Source organism: Rhodanobacter sp. OR87 (genome assembly GCF_000473345.1).
In the GTDB taxonomy this organism is placed as follows: Bacteria; Pseudomonadota; Gammaproteobacteria; order Xanthomonadales; family Rhodanobacteraceae; genus Rhodanobacter; species Rhodanobacter denitrificans.
On record NZ_AXBJ01000010.1, the window covers coordinates 1 to 17,400 of the forward strand.

The 17,400-nt window shown below is 64.5% G+C and carries 14 protein-coding genes; all 14 read right to left on the reverse strand.

The window, feature by feature from the left end:
- A partial coding sequence (locus RHOOR87_RS20630) for a transposase (protein WP_043795492.1) occupies nucleotides 1–179 on the reverse strand: 179 nt, incomplete at its 3' end.
- Between the two features lie 196 nt (nucleotides 180–375).
- On the reverse strand, nucleotides 376–1,167 hold the full coding sequence (locus tag RHOOR87_RS0110430) for a phosphotransferase (RefSeq protein WP_231378412.1): 792 nt from the start codon (nucleotides 1,165–1,167) through the stop codon (nucleotides 376–378).
- A gap of 183 nt (nucleotides 1,168–1,350) precedes the next feature.
- Complete coding sequence (locus tag RHOOR87_RS0110435) at nucleotides 1,351–2,787, reverse strand: lipopolysaccharide biosynthesis protein (RefSeq protein WP_081700003.1); 1,437 nt, start codon at nucleotides 2,785–2,787, stop codon at nucleotides 1,351–1,353.
- Between the two features lie 392 nt (nucleotides 2,788–3,179).
- Nucleotides 3,180–3,824 (reverse strand): class I SAM-dependent methyltransferase, encoded by a 645-nt coding sequence (locus tag RHOOR87_RS0110440; RefSeq protein ID WP_027484978.1) that lies wholly within the window; start codon nucleotides 3,822–3,824, stop codon nucleotides 3,180–3,182.
- Between the two features lie 109 nt (nucleotides 3,825–3,933).
- A complete protein-coding gene (locus RHOOR87_RS0110445) occupies nucleotides 3,934–5,187 on the reverse strand; it encodes a glycosyltransferase (protein WP_027484979.1) in 1,254 nt (417 codons plus the stop codon).
- Nucleotides 5,187–6,512: a putative O-glycosylation ligase, exosortase A system-associated gene (locus RHOOR87_RS0110450; protein ID WP_007511461.1), complete on the reverse strand. Its 1,326-nt coding sequence runs from the start codon at nucleotides 6,510–6,512 to the stop codon at nucleotides 5,187–5,189. The genes RHOOR87_RS0110445 and RHOOR87_RS0110450 overlap by 1 nt, the downstream gene beginning before the upstream one ends.
- A 2-nt stretch (nucleotides 6,513–6,514) precedes the next feature.
- Nucleotides 6,515–7,630 (reverse strand): beta-L-arabinofuranosidase domain-containing protein, encoded by a 1,116-nt coding sequence (locus tag RHOOR87_RS0110455; protein WP_037115569.1) that lies wholly within the window; start codon nucleotides 7,628–7,630, stop codon nucleotides 6,515–6,517.
- Nucleotides 7,627–8,832 (reverse strand): FAD-dependent oxidoreductase, encoded by a 1,206-nt coding sequence (locus RHOOR87_RS0110460; protein WP_027484981.1) that lies wholly within the window; start codon nucleotides 8,830–8,832, stop codon nucleotides 7,627–7,629. The genes RHOOR87_RS0110455 and RHOOR87_RS0110460 overlap by 4 nt, the downstream gene beginning before the upstream one ends.
- The gene (locus tag RHOOR87_RS0110465; RefSeq protein ID WP_027484982.1) at nucleotides 8,829–10,127 is read right to left on the reverse strand and encodes a TIGR04063 family PEP-CTERM/XrtA system glycosyltransferase; all 1,299 of its coding nucleotides are present in this window, start codon (nucleotides 10,125–10,127) and stop codon (nucleotides 8,829–8,831) included. Before RHOOR87_RS0110465 ends, RHOOR87_RS0110460 begins: the two co-directional genes overlap by 4 nt.
- The gene (locus RHOOR87_RS0110470) at nucleotides 10,124–11,443 is read right to left on the reverse strand and encodes a glycosyltransferase family 4 protein (protein WP_027484983.1); all 1,320 of its coding nucleotides are present in this window, start codon (nucleotides 11,441–11,443) and stop codon (nucleotides 10,124–10,126) included. The genes RHOOR87_RS0110465 and RHOOR87_RS0110470 overlap by 4 nt, the downstream gene beginning before the upstream one ends.
- Entirely contained in the window at nucleotides 11,440–13,386 is a 1,947-nt protein-coding gene (locus RHOOR87_RS0110475; RefSeq protein WP_027484984.1) for an XrtA/PEP-CTERM system amidotransferase, read from the reverse strand. Before RHOOR87_RS0110475 ends, RHOOR87_RS0110470 begins: the two co-directional genes overlap by 4 nt.
- 1 nt (nucleotide 13,387) lies before the next feature.
- A complete protein-coding gene (locus RHOOR87_RS0110480; protein WP_027484985.1) occupies nucleotides 13,388–14,584 on the reverse strand; it encodes a TIGR03088 family PEP-CTERM/XrtA system glycosyltransferase in 1,197 nt (398 codons plus the stop codon).
- On the reverse strand, nucleotides 14,581–16,215 hold the full coding sequence (gene xrtA, locus RHOOR87_RS0110485) for an exosortase A (RefSeq protein WP_231381764.1): 1,635 nt from the start codon (nucleotides 16,213–16,215) through the stop codon (nucleotides 14,581–14,583). The genes RHOOR87_RS0110480 and xrtA overlap by 4 nt, the downstream gene beginning before the upstream one ends.
- Complete coding sequence (locus tag RHOOR87_RS0110490; RefSeq protein WP_027484987.1) at nucleotides 16,146–17,399, reverse strand: TIGR03087 family PEP-CTERM/XrtA system glycosyltransferase; 1,254 nt, start codon at nucleotides 17,397–17,399, stop codon at nucleotides 16,146–16,148. The genes xrtA and RHOOR87_RS0110490 overlap by 70 nt, the downstream gene beginning before the upstream one ends.
- Nucleotide 17,400 lies beyond the last annotated feature (1 nt).

Here is a 17,400-nt window from a genome sequence, read left to right on the forward strand (position 1 = left end):
TACACCCGGCCCGCGCGGCGAAACCGCGAGCGTGGCCGGCTGTTGCACCTCGGGCAGCGGAACCCCTGCGGCCAGCGCGCCCGGTATAGCGCCCGGTAGCACCTCGCCTCCGTGCCGTAGCGCCGGATGAACTGCGCCATCGACAACCCCGACTGGAACTGCACTTGGTTCATGGCCATGCCGGTTCTCCGCCTCGTAACATGGCACTGAGCCTCCGCCGCGCACGTCTCACATCACGCGACAGTCGGCTGAGCGTCGTCGCTAATCAGGTTCTGGCATGGGATCCCTGGCCCGCTCCGCGATGCGTATTTTCGTCGGTAGGCTGTGAAGGAATCACATACGGCACCATGCATGCAGCCAAGTCACTTCGTCAGCTCAGGAGACTTCCTCGAGCCGCCTCGCAAGCTCCCGCACCAACGGTCCAATCCGCCATCTCGCATAGTTCGCCGCCAGGCGTCCCTTCTGGCGATAGGCCCCCAGGTAGCACAGCGCGAAATACAACTGAGCCCAGTACACGGCCTGCGGGTCATTCCCATACCCATACCCGGCAAGGAACATTGACTCTCGCTGCAGGTAATGACGATTTGTCAGCAAGCCCCCAAACGTGCGGCAGACAAGCCAGAGATGGTTCAGGAACGGTGCAAGGTCATAGACTGCCGGTCCGATACTCTGCCAATGTATGTCGAGTCCAATGTATCGGGTGCCGTCGCACAACATGTTTTGGGGCTTGAAATCGCCATGCTGGCGCACGCCGGCGAACTCCCTTGCGTCCATACGCAAGCCTGTTTGTTCCAGACATCGGTACGCGGTCCATGTTTCGCGATCACGGCGCAAGACCGCACCATAGGTGACCGCAAGGTAGTCGAGCTTGTCCGCCACACCCAGCATCTGCATCTGTACGTCCGGGTCGCCGCTCTGGTGCAGCTTGCGCAACCAGACCCCCGCAGCACGGCATGCCTCCCGCGCGTCAGGCTCCCCCAACGACCGCAGGTGTTGGGCCAAATTGTCGCCGCAGAAATGGCGCGTGACCATGATCCCGCGTCCCGCGGACTCCAGGTAACCCAGCGACAACAACGTCCCAAAGTGTTCGTCCTGAGGGAACACGCGCTGGAGTGTGCACAGGGTTTCGTACTCACGGCGTGACTCGGCACGGGCATCGCTGCGCAAGTCATCCCTTCGACTCACCTTGGCTACGATCTGCTCCTGGCAACGCACGCATCGCAGCCGCTGGATGCTGGAGTTTTGCCTCGGCAGGGGCCTCGTCACCGCGATCCAACTTCCCGACGCGCGACAACTGGTGCAGATGAACCGCGCGTTGAGTAACCCAGCGACGCCCAGCCCGGTCACGGCCTAGCCTCGCAACAGACGGTAACGCGAGGAAATATGCGAGACGACACGCTTGAGCTCATCCAGCAAGGGGTGGCGTGCGACCACGAGGCCGAGCAACCACCCTGCACCACCTCCGACGACAGCCAGTTCAAACGCCAAAAGCACGTGTCGCGCCGCAAGGCCAGGCCAAAGAACCACCGCTGCCGGTACGGCACAGGCACCCAGCGTGACCACGACGCTCGGAACCAGTGCCTTGGCACATTTGCGAACGGCCAGCGCTTCATAAATTCGCATTTTTCGGTAATAGAGCACTGTAGCAATGATAGAGACGAGAACCTGTGAAGCCGCGACCGCAGCGACGCCATAGAAGGCCGCGCCGATGGTAATGCCGACCCTGACGGTTTGATATTGGAGCTCCACGCAGGTCACGGCCCTTACCCGTCCCAGCGCAACCAGGAACCGGTTGCACTGGAACATCAATGTTCCGATCAACGCAGCGAAACACAGCCACCGCATCAGCGGAATGGCTGCATCCCATTGCTCGCCGAACAAGATGTTGATGACTGGATAAGCAAGAATGACGCTACACGAAAAAAACGGCCAACTGATCCCGGTTGTGTAAACCAGCGCCTTCAGGAACAGGTCCGGCGCGGTGGCGTGCTCCCGGTGCTCGCGTGCGAACGCGGGAAAGGCGACCGCTCCGATCGCACCAAGGACGTTGGTGCGGTACATGTTGACCACGCCATATCCGCGCGAAAACAACCCCGCGTCCGTCATACCCAGCATCTTGCCGATCACGAGGCTGGCGGATTGTTCTCCCAGTTGGCTGGCGACGTCGGAAATGGTGCGATTGGAGCCAAAGTGCAGGACACGTTTCCAATGCATGAAACTCAGTCCCCTCACGCGGTACTGCCAGCCCCAGAGCGTGCAACCGATGATCAGCGCCGAGATGCCAGCCACCGATGCCCACGCGATGCTCATGTACGTGAATCCCGCATACGCAAGCGCAACTGCGGTGCAACTACGGATGATGGATTCGCAGATGCGAATCTTGGCCAGCTTCCCGTACTCCAGTTCGCGGTTCAGCAACGCCATTGCCGTGGTGCCGAACGGGAGCAGAAAAAAAACGAAACCGAGTACCTTCAGCACCCGCGTCACGCCAGGATCCCCATAGAACGTCCCGATCACGCCGCTGGCCGCGACAATGATGCCGCCAAGGACCCATGCGATCATGAGGTTGATCGTGAACACCGTGCGCACCAGCGCCTCATCGAGGGCTGGTTCCTGGACCACGAATTCGCTGACCCCGAAGTCGCGCAGCATGTTGATCAGGGCCACGAGTCCCGCCGCGACCGAAAACACGCCGACTTCCGCCGGGGTCAACAATCGGCTTATGATCACGACTGAACCAAAACTAAAAACGAGTCCGACGAGCCTCTGCACGAAAGACAGCGACAAGGCCTGTCGTACACTGGTCCTCTGTTTTTGCTCGTTATCAGGCACAGCGCATCGGCCTTACTGACCAGCAACGAAACCCTGCTGTGAAAACGTCCTGACCTTCCGGGCCGGCGGGACGACCGCGCAAGACTGCGGCCGGAGGTTGCCTGGCGGGAACAAGCCTGGGAGTTCTCATCATGATAAGTCCTGATTATCCCTTGGCTTCGGCCGTCGCGACTCAATTGTTCGCCAGTCCTGGATCACCCGCGCGGGTGATCCAGCGTTTTTCAGTCAGGAAAATCATGCATTCCTGGCCGTCGTACAAACCAAAATCGGTCTTCCTGGGGTTCCCAAATTCGATTAATGATTCGTGTTACTCATGCCGCCCGTCGATCACCCAAAGTTCAAAGGCATCAGACTTTTTCTGCAACGATATACACGGCCTCGCTGATCAACGGAAGTAGACGATGGCGCCCCACCTCACGCAGGCCGGACTTTTCCAACAGTAGCCTGATATCCCCGTTGCTTATCGGATAATTTGCGGGTGGCTGATGTCCCATTAGCCGTTTCAAGCGCCGCCGAAACCTTTGATAGCCCGAATCGAGGCTCTGGTTGATGACTACGATTGAACGACTCAACCTGGCGACCGCAGTCAGGAACTCGATCTGTCCGTCGAGGGGAAAGTGCATCAATACGCGTGCGCACAAAGCACCGTCGCAGATTGGGCTGTTCGGCGGGTCTTTCTTCATATCCGCCACCTCGCAGGTGAAGGTCTCCGCATACGAAACCAGGCGTTGTCGCGCCACACTCAGCATGGCTTCGGAAATGTCGAAGCCGTGGACCCTGTATCCAGCCTCCAGCAGCGCCCCGGCAAGACGCCCGGTCCCGCATGGCGCGTCGGCGATCGTGCTGCCTTTGGATAGCCGGGAAAAACACTTGGCGACGGTCCGTTTTTCAAGGGAGTTGAATACCCGCCCTGGAATACTCGAGAACCGGCTTGCGTCGTAGTCGACGGCAACCGTTTGGCTCTTGTAATGCTCGTCAGGGTTCCAGTTCATTCCCTGCTCCTTGATGCGGCTGTGGAATGGTACCGGGTCCGACGCCCGCGAGGGGTCTGCAATATGTTCGCGAGCGCGCCCGCAAACACCATCCGGATCCGGGAAACGTTCAAGTGCAAACCTGATCGAGCAAGGAGGCCAGTTGTGCCGCCCCGGCGCGCCTTGAATACTGGGCGACCACGGCAGGCCGCTGGGACGGAGCGGTGCCCTTGGTCAATGCGTATAGGAATCGGCGCAGGCCCGTCGCAATAGCGTCGACGTCATCGGCCGCCACGAACTCCGCCCCACCGGACTCTCGCAACAGGGCGGCGGTGTCGCCGTTTGGTCCGACCAGCGCGAAGATCGGCCGTCCGATCCGCAGGTACTCGTACACCTTGGCCGGTATCTGCAGGTCGAACCTGCTGCCCTGGAACAACAGCAATCCATCGGCCGCGACCTGCTCGAACAGTGCTTCGCGGTTGCCGACAGGTGGCGCCAAAGTCACCATCTCTCCCAGTCCCAAACGCTGTATCTCCCGAGTGTAGGTTGCCTCCGAGCCACTCGCCCGCAGGACGACCTTGATCATCCCTGCAGTTACGCCGCCCGAGTCCCTGAGACGCGCGAGTGCAGCAAAGAACGGCAGAGGGCTGCGGCCTTCTGGATACAACAGACCGCTGTGCAGCAGTACCAACGGTCGCCCGGCTTGTGGAGGCGGGCGTCTGAGGTCGGCAAATGCCTCGTCGTCGTATCCATTGGCGATGACCGTCAAACGGCCGGCACGCCATACCTCGGGGTAGCGCTCGGCACACCACTGCATCGCTCCGGGCGTCGTGAACACCGAACGCGCCGCGCACGACAGGACGCGACGCTCCCAGCGGGCCTGCGACCTGACCGCCATCGGGTTCTTGCCCGCCGTTGAACTCGCAACCGGGTCGCGAAAATCCGCGATCCACGGGATGCCCGTCAAACGATGCAGGGTGTAGGCAACACAGTGGGAGGTCATGATGGGAAACGTCGACCAGATCGCCTGCGCATGATGGCGCCTGATCAGGCGCAGTCCGTTCCAGACAGCGGCGGGCCACCAACTCGACCACCTGTCGGGTAACGCGAAAATGGACGGATACCTGCCCATGACTGCCATATGGCGCTTGGCGTCCAGCGCAAAGGCACGGTACACATTGCACTCTTTGGGTATGGATCGAACACTGGCGGGATCGGTCAATTCATACGCGCCCGGGGTTGCGGAAAGGACCACCGGGTCCCAGCCGCGCTCGGGCAGGTATTTCGTAAACGCCAAGAGCCGCAGGTGACCGCTGCTCAGTGCAGACGGCGGGAAATGGAAGCCGGTCATCAGTACACACTTGCCCACCACACGCCCCTCCATCACGGCTTCCCGAACGAATGCTCGGCCTGCCCGCGTCCCAGCAGGTGCGGTTGCGTTGCAGCGGCCCCTGCTGACCCCGCATATGCGACGACTCCTTCCGGTAATAGACCCTTCAGCAACGCACACATCGCCATCAGCTGATAACTGAGGTCAAAGTAGCTCGATGTGGTGGCCAGACCTGCAGTCATGAACGCAAGCAGGCTTACCTGGAGCATTGAAGCAAGGTCGAACGCCCATTTTTCATTTGGTAAATGCCGGCTTTTGTGGCGAACGTATGCACAGCTTCGCCAACTGGCGACCAGCAACCCAACAAAGATGGCAAGTCCAGGAAAGCCCTGTTCGCCAAGCACTCGAAAATAAATACTGTGCACCGCCCGTTGGACAGCCTCCTCGGGTGCGTAGCGGTTCCACAGGGCCTCGCTTTCATAGACTTTGAAGCCACCCCCGGTCAACGGGCGGTGCAACGCAACATTGGTTGCAAACTCCCAAGACTGGACGCGTGACTGCACCGTATTCACATCCTCCACGTGATGGATCGTATCCATGCGCGCAGTCCACTGGGGAGGCATGAAGTGATAAGCGGTGAGCCCAATCGCCATGAGTGCGATCGCGAGCGTCAACCGTTTGCGGCTTTTCAGGAACAGGGCCGCGCTTACCACCATGAGCGCAATGAGCCCGCCACGCGAGTAGGTACCAAGTATCGCGGCGCCGGTAAGGAACATCGCCAGTCCCAATCCGATCCTCACCATTTTTCTTGAAGTCTGGAGCTGTAGGTAGCGCATCAGTGGCAGAACCATGCACAGCGCCTGGGCCAGGTCGTTGTTGTCCCCGATGAAGCTTCCGGCTGGGCCGAACACGCGATTGCCGCCGCCGCTGATGATCGTGAACAAGCCTCCTTTGAGGCCGTAATACCCCAGCGATATCACAATCACCCATATCAACCAATGCATGCGCTCACGGCTATTGATCAGCATCAAGGTCACAAACACCATCACCATGATCTTGGCGAAGGTCTGCCAACTGACCCAGGCCGCATCCGGCAGGACCGCAAAGAAGGTGGTCAATCCAGTCCATAGCAGAAACATCATCAGCAACACACTGACCGTCGACCTGGGGATTCGCTTGTTCTCCTTGCCAACCCCCAAGCTCAGAAGCGTGACGACGGCAATTAGCATCACCCAAGGAAAGCCGTAGGCAAAGCCGAAGGTCAGCCGGTGCGGGTTCATGTAGCCGAGCCACGACCACACCAGCAAGCCGATGTACGGGCGCATCGCGGCCAGGGGGATCAGCCCGAGCATGATCAACGCGAAGGCGATATCGCGCATGGCTAGCCCACTTCCAGTTGCAGCATCAGCGCATCCATGCAGAACTTGGCCGCCCAGTTCGGATACCGATTCCTCATGTAGCCGCCTGAGCGCGGATGCGAGCCGGGTAGCGCGCCGCGCACGCCACCGTCAGCTGCGGCCAGGTTCTGGATCGACAGATTGAACCGGTTGGCGTCCTCGGCCGCCGGCAGCCAGGATCGCTCGCCGGTTTCCCTGGCCAGACGCTGCCAGATGATCGCCATCTGCGCATTGCCGGTCACACAGGTCCAGCGGCTCGCCGCCCGCCAGGCGAAATCCAGACGCCCGGGCAAGGCCCCATCGCGGCGCTGGGTGCGCGCAACGGCTTGCGCCACGCGCGCCGCCGCATTCACAAAGGCGTGGTTGGCGGCGATCAAGCCGACCTCCAGCATGCCGCGTGTGGCATACGCGATGGTGTGCGTGAGCGGCCGCTCGTTGTCTTCCAGATCGTTGTTTTCCAGCCATCCGTTGGGATGCATCTGGGCAAGTGCCCACTGCACATTGCGCACGGCCGCATCGAGATAGCGCGGCTCCTGCAAGACCTGGCTGGCCCTGGCCAGCGCAAACGCCACGCGCGTGTTGTAGGTATTCACGCCGTGGGCGGCAAACGGCGAAGCGTGGCGACGCCATGCGCCATCAGGATCCTGGGCGGCCACCAGCCAGTCGGCCGCACGCATCGCCGAGTCATGCAAGCGCGCATCTTGCGTCTGCTGCCACGCGGCCAGCCAGCCGAACAACACCTGTCCCGTATTGAAGATGGTTGGCACAACCTGCGTTGCGTCCATCGTGCCGGCACGCACGCCCCCTTCAGGAAGCTGGATCGCAGTTTCCCACTCGGCCATGCGAATGGCGCGCTCCCGATACTCAGGTTGACCGGAAAACTGTGCGTAGCGCAGGAAGGTTGGAATGATGTAACCGGTGGTTTCCGGATAGGCGCCAGCCCACTGCCGCTTCGTCGCATCGTAATAGGCGCTGACGCCGCCGCTGCCGGTGGCATCCTGGGCGCGCGCCAGCCATTCGGCGGCAGCCTGCAAGCCAGCCTGCGCATCGACGACAGGGCGCGTCCATGGTCTGGGCAAGAGTCTCGCGACCACGTTCATGACTCGCTCCCGGCCACCGGTGATCCCGGCACCCTCTTCGCAGTTCGGCTGAGCAGCGCGCGACGGACATGCCGCAGGCCTTGCACCAGGCACGGCATGGGATCACGCCACCGGCATACCGCATCGGCCACCTGACCGCCGGGCGGATAGCCCTGGGTGATGCGCTGACCCTGGGCGACTGCGGACTGCGCGTCCTCGGAGCGCACCCGCCAGACGACTGGTCGTCTGCCGGCGGCCGGCGGCGGAAGCGGCAGGCCCAGCGCCGAACACCAGGCCACGTACGGCAGATTGACGCCGTTCAAGGTGGCCACTTCTTCCTGGTAATCGGTACGGCCGATCGTCGGCTCCACCATGCGGAACTCGCCGCTGCGCGTGTCACGCTTGTACTCCATGCTGGCCATGCCGACCACGCCCGCCGCCTGGAAAAACCGGGTGGTCATGGCGGAAAGCTGCGCATGCACTTCGGGGGCGGCGGTACAGCTGGCCGTGCCGCCCACCTGCGGCGGCCAGGAGCGGATCTTGCGTCCGGCAAAAGACCCGGCTGCCTGCCCGTCCCGATCGACGTACTGCAGACAGAAATGGATACTCGAATCGGGACCCTCGATCCATTCCTGCACCACGACATCGGCCATCACCGGCAGGATGCGGCGAAGCAACGCTGCCGCTTCTTCCGCACTGCCGGCACGGTAGGCCTTCTTGAATTGACGTGCATACGCCGCATCGCGCTCGCCAGGCTTGACCACGACCGGATAGCGCAGCTCGCCGAGTGCGGGCAGGTCCGCCAGCGCGCGGATGTGCACCAGCGGCGGGATGGGACTGCCGAGTTGTTCGGCCCGGCGCTGGAACCCCTCCTTGTGCTGCAGCGTATCCACGACTTCCATGGGCGGCAGGTTGAACCGATACAGCGCCGACAGGCGATCGCGATGATGCGAAACGGTCCTGACACTTTCCTCCTGGGTCAGGAACAGCACCGGGCGCACGCCGGAAAATTGCGTCGTACCCAGGCGCACCAGGTCTTCGACCAGCGTTTCACCGTGCGTCGCACGGATCCGCAACGGCGTCGCCGCGCGGGTACGCATTTCCGCGCGCCGCGTGTCGGTATCCAGCAGGCAGACCGGAACCCGCGCGCGCGCCAGGCTGCGCGCCACGCCCAGGCCATTGGCTCCGGCGCCCAATACCACGGCAGGCGTATCGACAGTCATGTGCCCCTCCCGCGCTCTCGCCGGTGCCGCTCGAGCACGTCGGTATAGACGGCGCGATAACGTGCCACGCTCGCCGACCAGGTGCGTTCGCGCTCGACGAACTCCCGCCCATGGGCTATCACCCTGCCCCAGCTCGCGGGGGTCTCCAGCAGCTTGATCAAACACTGCGCGAGCGCCTCGACCGATCCCGCGGAAAAAAGATGGCCATTGTGGCCGTCGCGAATCAGCTCGCGGTGGCCGCCGACATCCGAAGCGGCCACCAGCTTGCCCATGGCCATCGCCTCAAGCGGTTTCAATGGCGTCACCAGTTCCGTCAACCGTCGCGAGATGCGCGGATAGACCATGACGTCCATGGCGCTGTAGTACCGGGCGACCTCGCTGTGCGGCACGCGACCGACGAAATGCACGACGCGGTCGAGACCGAGGCGGGCGGCCAGCGCCTGCAGCTCGGCATCCTGCGGTCCGCCGCCCAGCAGCAGCAGGCGTGCCTGCGGCACGGCGCGCAGTACCAGCGGCATGGCCCGGAGCAAGCCATCCAGCCCCTCATAGGCGTAGAACGAGCCGGCGAATCCCAGCGTGGTCCCGCGGGTGAGCCCATATTTCTCCCGCAGCTCCGCGTCCTCGGCGCTGGCCGTGGATCGAAATTGGGTGGTATCCACGGCGTTGGGAATGACGGTGATCTTGTCGGCGGGAATGCCGCGCTTCAGCATGTCGCCGCGCAAGCCCTCGCAGATCGTGGTCACGGCGTCTGCCCGTTGCAGGGCCCGGGTCTCCAGCGCGCGCGTCAACCGATACCGCGCCCCTCCCTCGCGCGCCGTACCGAGGTCGACGGCGGCGTCTTCCCAGAACGCGCGGACTTCGTACACCACCGGAATGCCGGCGGCCCGGCCCACCGCGAGCGCGGGGATCGCGTCCAGCACCGGCGAGTGCGCATGAAGAATGTCCGGATGCACGCTGTCCACCACTTCGGCCAGCCGGGTCTGCAATGCGCGCATCAGGCAGCGCTGCTGGACCAGCGGCAACCTCGCCAGCAGGCCGGATGCCGGCGGGGTGCGGTAAAACATCCAGTCGCCGACGTGTTCCTCGCGCTGCCGATCGCTGCCCTGCTTGGGACCGGTCAAGTGCATCGTTTCCCACCCCAGTGCACGCTGCGCCTCGAGGATGGCGAGCGTCCGGAAGGTATAGCCGCTGTGCAGGGGCAGCGAGTGGTCGAGCACGTGCAGGATACGCAACGGCCGCTCGGTCGATGCCTCCGGCCGGGCTTGGCGCGGCGCGACGCTCAGGACGTCGTTCATGGCTCGGCTCCAGCCGTCGCGCCACCGGCAGCGGCCAACAGTACCCGCGCATAGAGGGCGTGCTGCGCTTCCACGATCGGCTGCCACCCCAGCCGTTCCGCCACGCGGCGGGTGGCCGCGCGCGTCGGCGCCCGCTCGCGCAACCGCAGCCAGGCGGCGGCAAGCGCTTCGGCACTCCGCTCGACGGCAATCTCCCCCGCCTCGGGCGCATCCAGCAATTCGCCGGCGCCGGCAAACGGCGCGGCCACCACCGGCGTACCGCAGGCCAGGGATTCCAGCACGGCGTTGGGCATGCCTTCACGGCTCGATGCATGCACCAGCACGTCTGCTGCGTTGTAGTACTCGCACAGCTGTGCGTGGGAGATGGCGCCAAGCATGCGCACGCGCGCGTGGAGACCCAGCTGGCCTACCAGGTCGCGCAGCCTGCGCTGTTCCGGTCCCTCGCCGGCGATCAGCAGCGTCGTATCCGGCACCCGCGCCAGCGCCTCGATGGCAAGGTGCACGCCCTTGAGTGCGACCAGGTGGCCCACCGTCAACCACACCGGACCCGCAAGGCCCAATTTGGCACGAATCAGCGTGCGGTCCCGTGGCCCGAAATGATCAAGATCAACCCCATTGCGCAACACCGCAATCTTCCCGGGATCCACGCCCAAGGCGATGACCTTGTCCTTCAGCGCCCGCGACACGGTCACGATGGCGGCGGCGCACCCTGCGGCCCATTGGATCTGATGTTTGGGTCGCCGATAGCGCGGGATCACGTTCACGTCGGTGCCGCGCGCGGTGATCACCACCGGCCTGCCCAGCGCCGTACCAAGCCGTGCCGCCGCCACGCCGTCCGGGTAAAAGTAATGTGCATCGATCAGATCGAAGTCAGTGCCGCTGGCCTGCAGTTTTCGCAGGACTGGCAGAAGGGCGTGATACATCAGAAATGGTGCGATGCTCATGCCCAGTTTCGGAATCGTCGGATAGCGGGGATGGCTGACCTGGATACCGTAGCGCTGCTCATGCGCGGGCACCCGGGCAAATGCCGAGTGGGCCCCGAAGCGCCGATGCCGAAACGGAAACCAAGGCACCGGCGCTACAACCGTCGCGGTCACCCGGCCAGAATCCACGAGGTGGCGCAATCGCTCCTCGACAAACACGCCGTGGCGCGGCTGGACGGCATTCGGATACAGGCTGGTGAAGACCAGCAGTCGAATCTTGCGCTCGCCACCCGCCTCGACGCCGGTTCCGGCACTGCGCCGAGCCGCGTCGAGCGCTTCTTCTGTCGACGGCATGACATCACCGGCAACGCCGTTGACCGATGCTGTCTTCATGGCTGCGCTCCGGCGGCCACGACCCTGCGCGCCGGCCCGGCGGAAATCGCGGCAGCGGCGGGCTGCTGCATGCGGCGCAGAAAGGCGTCCAGCATCAGCAGGCTCCACAGCGTCGCGCTGTGATCGCGCCGGCCAGCCGCATGTTGCTGCAGCAGCCGATCGAGCACGGCCGGCTCGAAGTAGCCGCATTCGGCAACGGCACCGGCGAGCAAAGCGTCCCGGGCGCGCCGCGCGAGCGGGCCGCGCAACCACGCTGCCACAGGCACGCGGAAACCCATCTTGCTCCGGTACAGCACGTCATTCGGCAAGTCCGGTTCCAGCGTTTTCTTGAGGATGTACTTCGCGGTACCTCCTCTCAGCTTCAACCCGGGCGGCAACGAGGACGCCCACTCGACCAGACGGTGATCGAGCAGCGGCACGCGCACCTCCAGGCTGTGCGCCATGCTGGCACGGTCCACCTTGGTCAGGATGTCGCCGGGAAGCCAGGTCTTGAAATCCAGGTACTGGGCCAGCAGCAGCGGATGATCGGTGGGCGCACGTTTTGCGTGGGCGCGGAACACGGCGAGCGCGTTGTAACCTTGCAGTTCGCGCTTGAAGCTCGCGCTGTACAGTTGCTGGCGCAGCGCCGCCGAGGTGGTGCTGACGGTGTGGAAATAGGCTTCCACGTCATCATGGGCGAGGGCCTGCAACGTGGTCTTGGCGCGCAGCGGGCGCGGCGCCCAGTCAGCCTTGGGATAGAGACTGCCCAACACACCAAACAGCGGTTTGCGCAACGCCAGCGGCAAGCGCGCGCGCAGCCCGCTTTCCCACGTATGCAGGCGGTAGCGCCGGTAGCCGGCGAAATTCTCGTCGCCGCCGTCGCCGGACAGCGCCACGGTCACCTGGGTGCGCGCCAGGCCGCACACGCGATACGTCGGCAGCGCCGAGCTGTCGGAAAACGGTTCGTCGTAAACCGCCGCCAGCGTGTCGAGCAGATCGTAATCATCGGCGCTGACCCGCTGCTCGAAATGTTGCGTATGCAGATGCTCGGCCACGCGCCGCGCATAGGCGCTCTCGTCGAAACCGCCGTGGTCGAAACCGATGGAGCAGGTGCGCACCGGTTGCTGCGACGCCCGGCTCATGCTGGCCACCACGGCGCTGGAATCCACGCCGCCGGAAAGGAACGCGCCGAGCGGCACGTCCGCAATCATCTGCCCCGCCACGGCTCTGTCCAGCAAGCCGTGGAGCTGCGCTGCAGCCTCATCCGCCGTCATGTCGGCGGCCACCTTGAACGGCACGTCCCAGTATTGCCGGGGCACCGGCTCCGGTTCGCCGGCGTGCCAGCTCAACCAATGGCCGGGTGGCAGTTTGAAAATGCCGCGATAGATGCTGCGCGGATCCGGCACGTAGCCGAGCGCGAGATAATCTTCCAGTGCCTGCGGATCGAGCCTGCGTTCCACACCGGGATGCACCAGCAGTCCCTTGAGTTCGGAAGCGAACACCAGCTCGCCTGAACGGGTGAAGCCGTAGTACAGCGGTTTGATGCCAAGCTGATCGCGGGCCAGGTAGATGCGCTGCGTACGCATGTCCCACACCGCGAAGGCAAACATGCCCACCAGACGCGTCAGGCAGGCTTCGCCCCACTGCTGCCAGGCGCGCAGCAGCACTTCGGTATCGCAGCGGCTGCGGAACACCACGCCGCGTGCCTCCAGTTCGGCCTTGAGCGAAGGGAAGTTGTACAGCTCGCCGTTGTAGATCAGCACCAGACCGGCCGCTTCATCCACCATCGGCTGCTGCCCATGGCCCAGGTCGATGATGGACAGACGGCGATGCCCCAGACCCACGCCCTTGCCGAGATACAGCCCGGCCTCGTCCGGTCCGCGGTGAAGCTGCGCATCCCGCATGGCCAGCAGAACCCTTTCATCGACATGCCGCGACGAGACGATACCGGCCAGACCGCACACGTCAGTGCTCCTTGTGCCCGGTCAGGCCGGGCAACATGCGTGGCTGCACGGCGTTCGTCGGCCGACCCAATAGTTCGTCGTACAGCGCGACATACGCGGACACCATGCTGCGCAAACCGAAACGCGCAGCGACGCGCTCGCATCCAGCTTCGCCATGTCGGCGTCGCAGTTTCTCGTCGGCGACATAGGCGCGCAGAGCCGCCGCCAGGGCGTGCGGATCGCCGGCCGGCACCAGCGTTCCGGTCACGCCGGCCACCACCACTTCGCTTACTCCGCCGACATCGGTGGCCACCACGGGCAAGCCAGACGCCATGGCCTCCAGCAGGACGCCGGGCATGCCTTCGGCGATGGAGGAAAGCGCAAAGACGTCGAATTCCGCGAGGAGCGCCGCCACATCGCTGCGATTGCCCAGCAGCCGGACTTGCGTCGAAAGCCCACCACGCTCGATCTGCGATTCGAGCGCAGCACGCTGCGGCCCTCCACCCAGCAGGACCAGGCGCAACTGCTCGCGCTGGTGCGGCCATGCTTCGCACAGGATGCGGAAGGCGGCTATCAGCCCGGCATGGTCCTTGACGGCATCCAGTCGCCCGACGGTGCCGATCAGCACGGTTCCGGGAGGCGCGAAAGCTCCCAGCAAGCGCCGCGTGCTTTTTTCATGTGCCGTGCCGGCAAACGCTGTTACGTCAATGCCGTTGGGAATACACGCAACGCGCGAAGAGGGTATGCCCACCTTTTCCATGAGCCAGTCCTGCAGGTCCCTCGAAACCGCCAGATAACGGTCGATGAACGGCAGGAGACCACGCCGCAACAGCCGATACTTCCGGCTTTCGCCGCGCGGGTCGGCGGCATCCCGACCTCGCTCCGCATGCACGACGCGACGGACCCCTGCAAGCCGGGCGACCGGCGCCACGTCCACGGCACCGATGTTGTACGTGTGGACCAGGTCCGGCCCCAGATCCCGCAGGACCCGCCACAACCTGAAATAGCAGCGCCAATCCTTGCCGGACCTTTTGCCCAAGGCCACGCATACGACGTCGCCGGACTCGATTTGATCCCGAAGCGCACCGTAGCCTTCCAGACAGATCACCGCGTGGCGGTAGCGCTGGCAGGTCTGGTTGATCAGGGTCACGAGCATGTGCTCCATGCCACCGGTATCCAGCCGGTACAGTACGTGCACGATCAGCGGCCGCTCGTTCATGGCTGGCTCCCGGCAAGAACAGCCGGCTGCTGCGCCTGCACCCCGGACGCACCGGGCACGGGCAGCGCCTGCGCAAAGGCGTGCAGCTTCGTCCGCACCCGATCGGCATCGTCGCCGGCAACCGACGACGACAACGCCCATACCGAAGATCGCGGTACCTGTCCCTGCAGCACGCTCCACGCCTGCCGCAACTTGGTCAACGCCGGCGAGCGGGTGCAGCGGCGATCCACGCAGTACCAGTACCACACCAACCGCGGCCCGGTTGCACCGGCCAGTCGCAACTCTCCGACCGTCGTGCTCCGCCCGTCGGCCAGCTCGACCCGTCGGCTGGCGCTGCTCAGGATTTGCGCGTGCGCCGAATCGTAGAGGTCGTTGCCGTAGGTGATCAGGGTATGCCCGCGGCGCGGCTTGCCGGTATAGACGGCATGAAACAACTCGACCACGTCGCCGCCGGTGACCGATTGATAGGACACGCGCACCTGCCCCGCCGCTCCCCTGAAGATTGGCCGCCAGCCGTCTGCGGCAGCCTGTGGCCCGCTCCAGCCCGCGATCGCTGGTGCGGTCAGGCGCATGGTCTGCGGCGGTGCCGGTGGCGCCAGTCCCGAGGCAAGAGACGGCCCTGCAATCAACAGCGCGAACGCCACCAGCCAAACCACGGTGCGCGCACTGGCAGGCATGCCGCCATGCGCGGGGGGCTGCTCCGGCACCACCAGCGGGTCGCGGAAGAACCAGCCGGCCAGCAGCAACAGCAGCAGCACCGTGCCGAAGAACTGCCAGCCAAAAATCATGTGGTCCGTGCCGGTTGCGTATTTCAAGCCCCAGGTCTCGCCAATCAGCACGGTGAAACACACCCGCAAGCCATTCGCGACGACCGGCGTCACTGCCGCCAGTACCACGAAAACCGCCCGCTTCCACCAGCGTCGGTACATCAGGTAGGCGTACAGACAACCGAGTGCGGTGCAGGCGATGAAAAACTTCACGCCGCTGCATGCTTCGGCCACCAGCCATACCGCCGAGGGCGTGAGGATCTCCCGGCCGTTGAGAAGCACCGGGACGCCGATCAACTCCAGCGCGCGTACCGAGAAATGCGCCGTGATGTCCTGCAGCGGACCGACCAGCGCGTCGCCCCAGGGAACCGCGAACACCACCAGATAGCCGAGTGGGAACGCCAGCACCCACAAGGCGCGCCACCCCCAGCAGGCCAGCACCAGCGCCGGAAACAGCGCCACGAACGCGAAATGCTGCGCCAGATTGACGTCGAGCAGGCGGCCGGCATACCAGACGAACACCAGCGCCGCCATCGCTGCCAGACCCCAGACACTCGGCACCGGCGGGTTCGCCTGAAGCTGATGGCGCAGACCGAAGGCCGTCCACAGGCTCAACGGAAAAATCAGGAAGGCGTACTGGTAAGTGCCATCGTGTGCCCAGGCCCACGCCAGCGATTGCACGGTCCGCCAATAGCAGGCCAGCAGCACGGCGACGGCGACGGCGAACGCCGCCACAGCCGATACCCAGCCCGTAATGCGCATGGAATAGACGGGCACGGCGGCAAGCGGCCTGCTCATGAGCACGCCTCCAACCCGGCAGTGCCTACGGCATCCACGCAGGCTGCACCGCGCTGCGCATTGCACAGCACGCTTTCGTACGCATCGAGATGGCGCGCCCAGTCATGGCGCGACAACACCTCGACGCGGGCCGCCGGCACCCGCACCGCCTGCGGCGCATCCAGCCAGCGCAAGGCTTCCGTCGCCATGGCCTCGGGCGATGCATCGATGCAGCCCTGGCGACCTGCGAAATCCCTGATGCCCTCCCAGGCCTCGGGCGTTGCCAGCAACACCTTCTCCATGGCCAGTGCCTCCAGCACCTTGTTCTGGATGCCGCGCGCAATGCGCAACGGTGCCGTCACGGCATGGGCGTATGCCAGGTACGGGCGCGCATCCTCCACCCGCCCAGTCACGGTAATGCCCGCGAGCTGACCCAGCGCGCGGACCGCCGCGGTGGGCCGGCTGCCGACAATGTAAAAACGGGCGTCCCGCTGCCGGGCGGCGATCCGCGGCCACACTTCGTGCGCGAACCAGCACGCCGCATCCACGTTGGCGCGGTAATCCATGGCGCCGACAAACACCACCACCCGCTCTCCCAGCCGGTAGGGACTGGAACAGGCCCGCTGTGGATCCCAATACCCGGCATCCACTCCATTGGGGATACCGTGGACCCGGCCGGCCGACTCCGGTACCAGCTGTCGAAAGAACGCCGCCTCGGCTTCCGAGACAAACACGCTGGCGTCGAATTGCGCGGCAATCGTGCGCTCGAACTCGGCCAGTCGCCGCGCTTCGCGCTGGTACAGCATGCGCTTCACGCCGCCACCGGCCTGCTGCGCGTACTGCTGCCATTTGTCGGAATCCACGTCCACGAAATCCATGACCCGGCGCAGCTGGGCGTGCCGCATGACCAACGGCGCCACGCCGGACGAATAGCACAGGGCCAGCTCCAGCTTGTGGTCGGCCAGCAGCCGTTCGACCCAGCGCCGCATCACGCGGTCGCGATAGGCCCCGACGGTAAGCGCATCACCCCGCGTCAGCGCGGCAAGCGCACGCCAGCGGGCACGCCAGGGCGGCAACGGCCGGACACACGCCTCGGCGCACAAGGCCTCGACCTGCGCGAGGTAGCGCCAGTCGGCCGGGTCGTCCACGAACGTGCCGAGATACACGCGGTAGCGTTCGGCGAGTCGCCGCAGCACATGGTACGAGCGGATCTTGTCGCCCTTGCTGGGCGGCCAGGGCAGCCGGTGACAGAGGAACAATACCGATTGCATG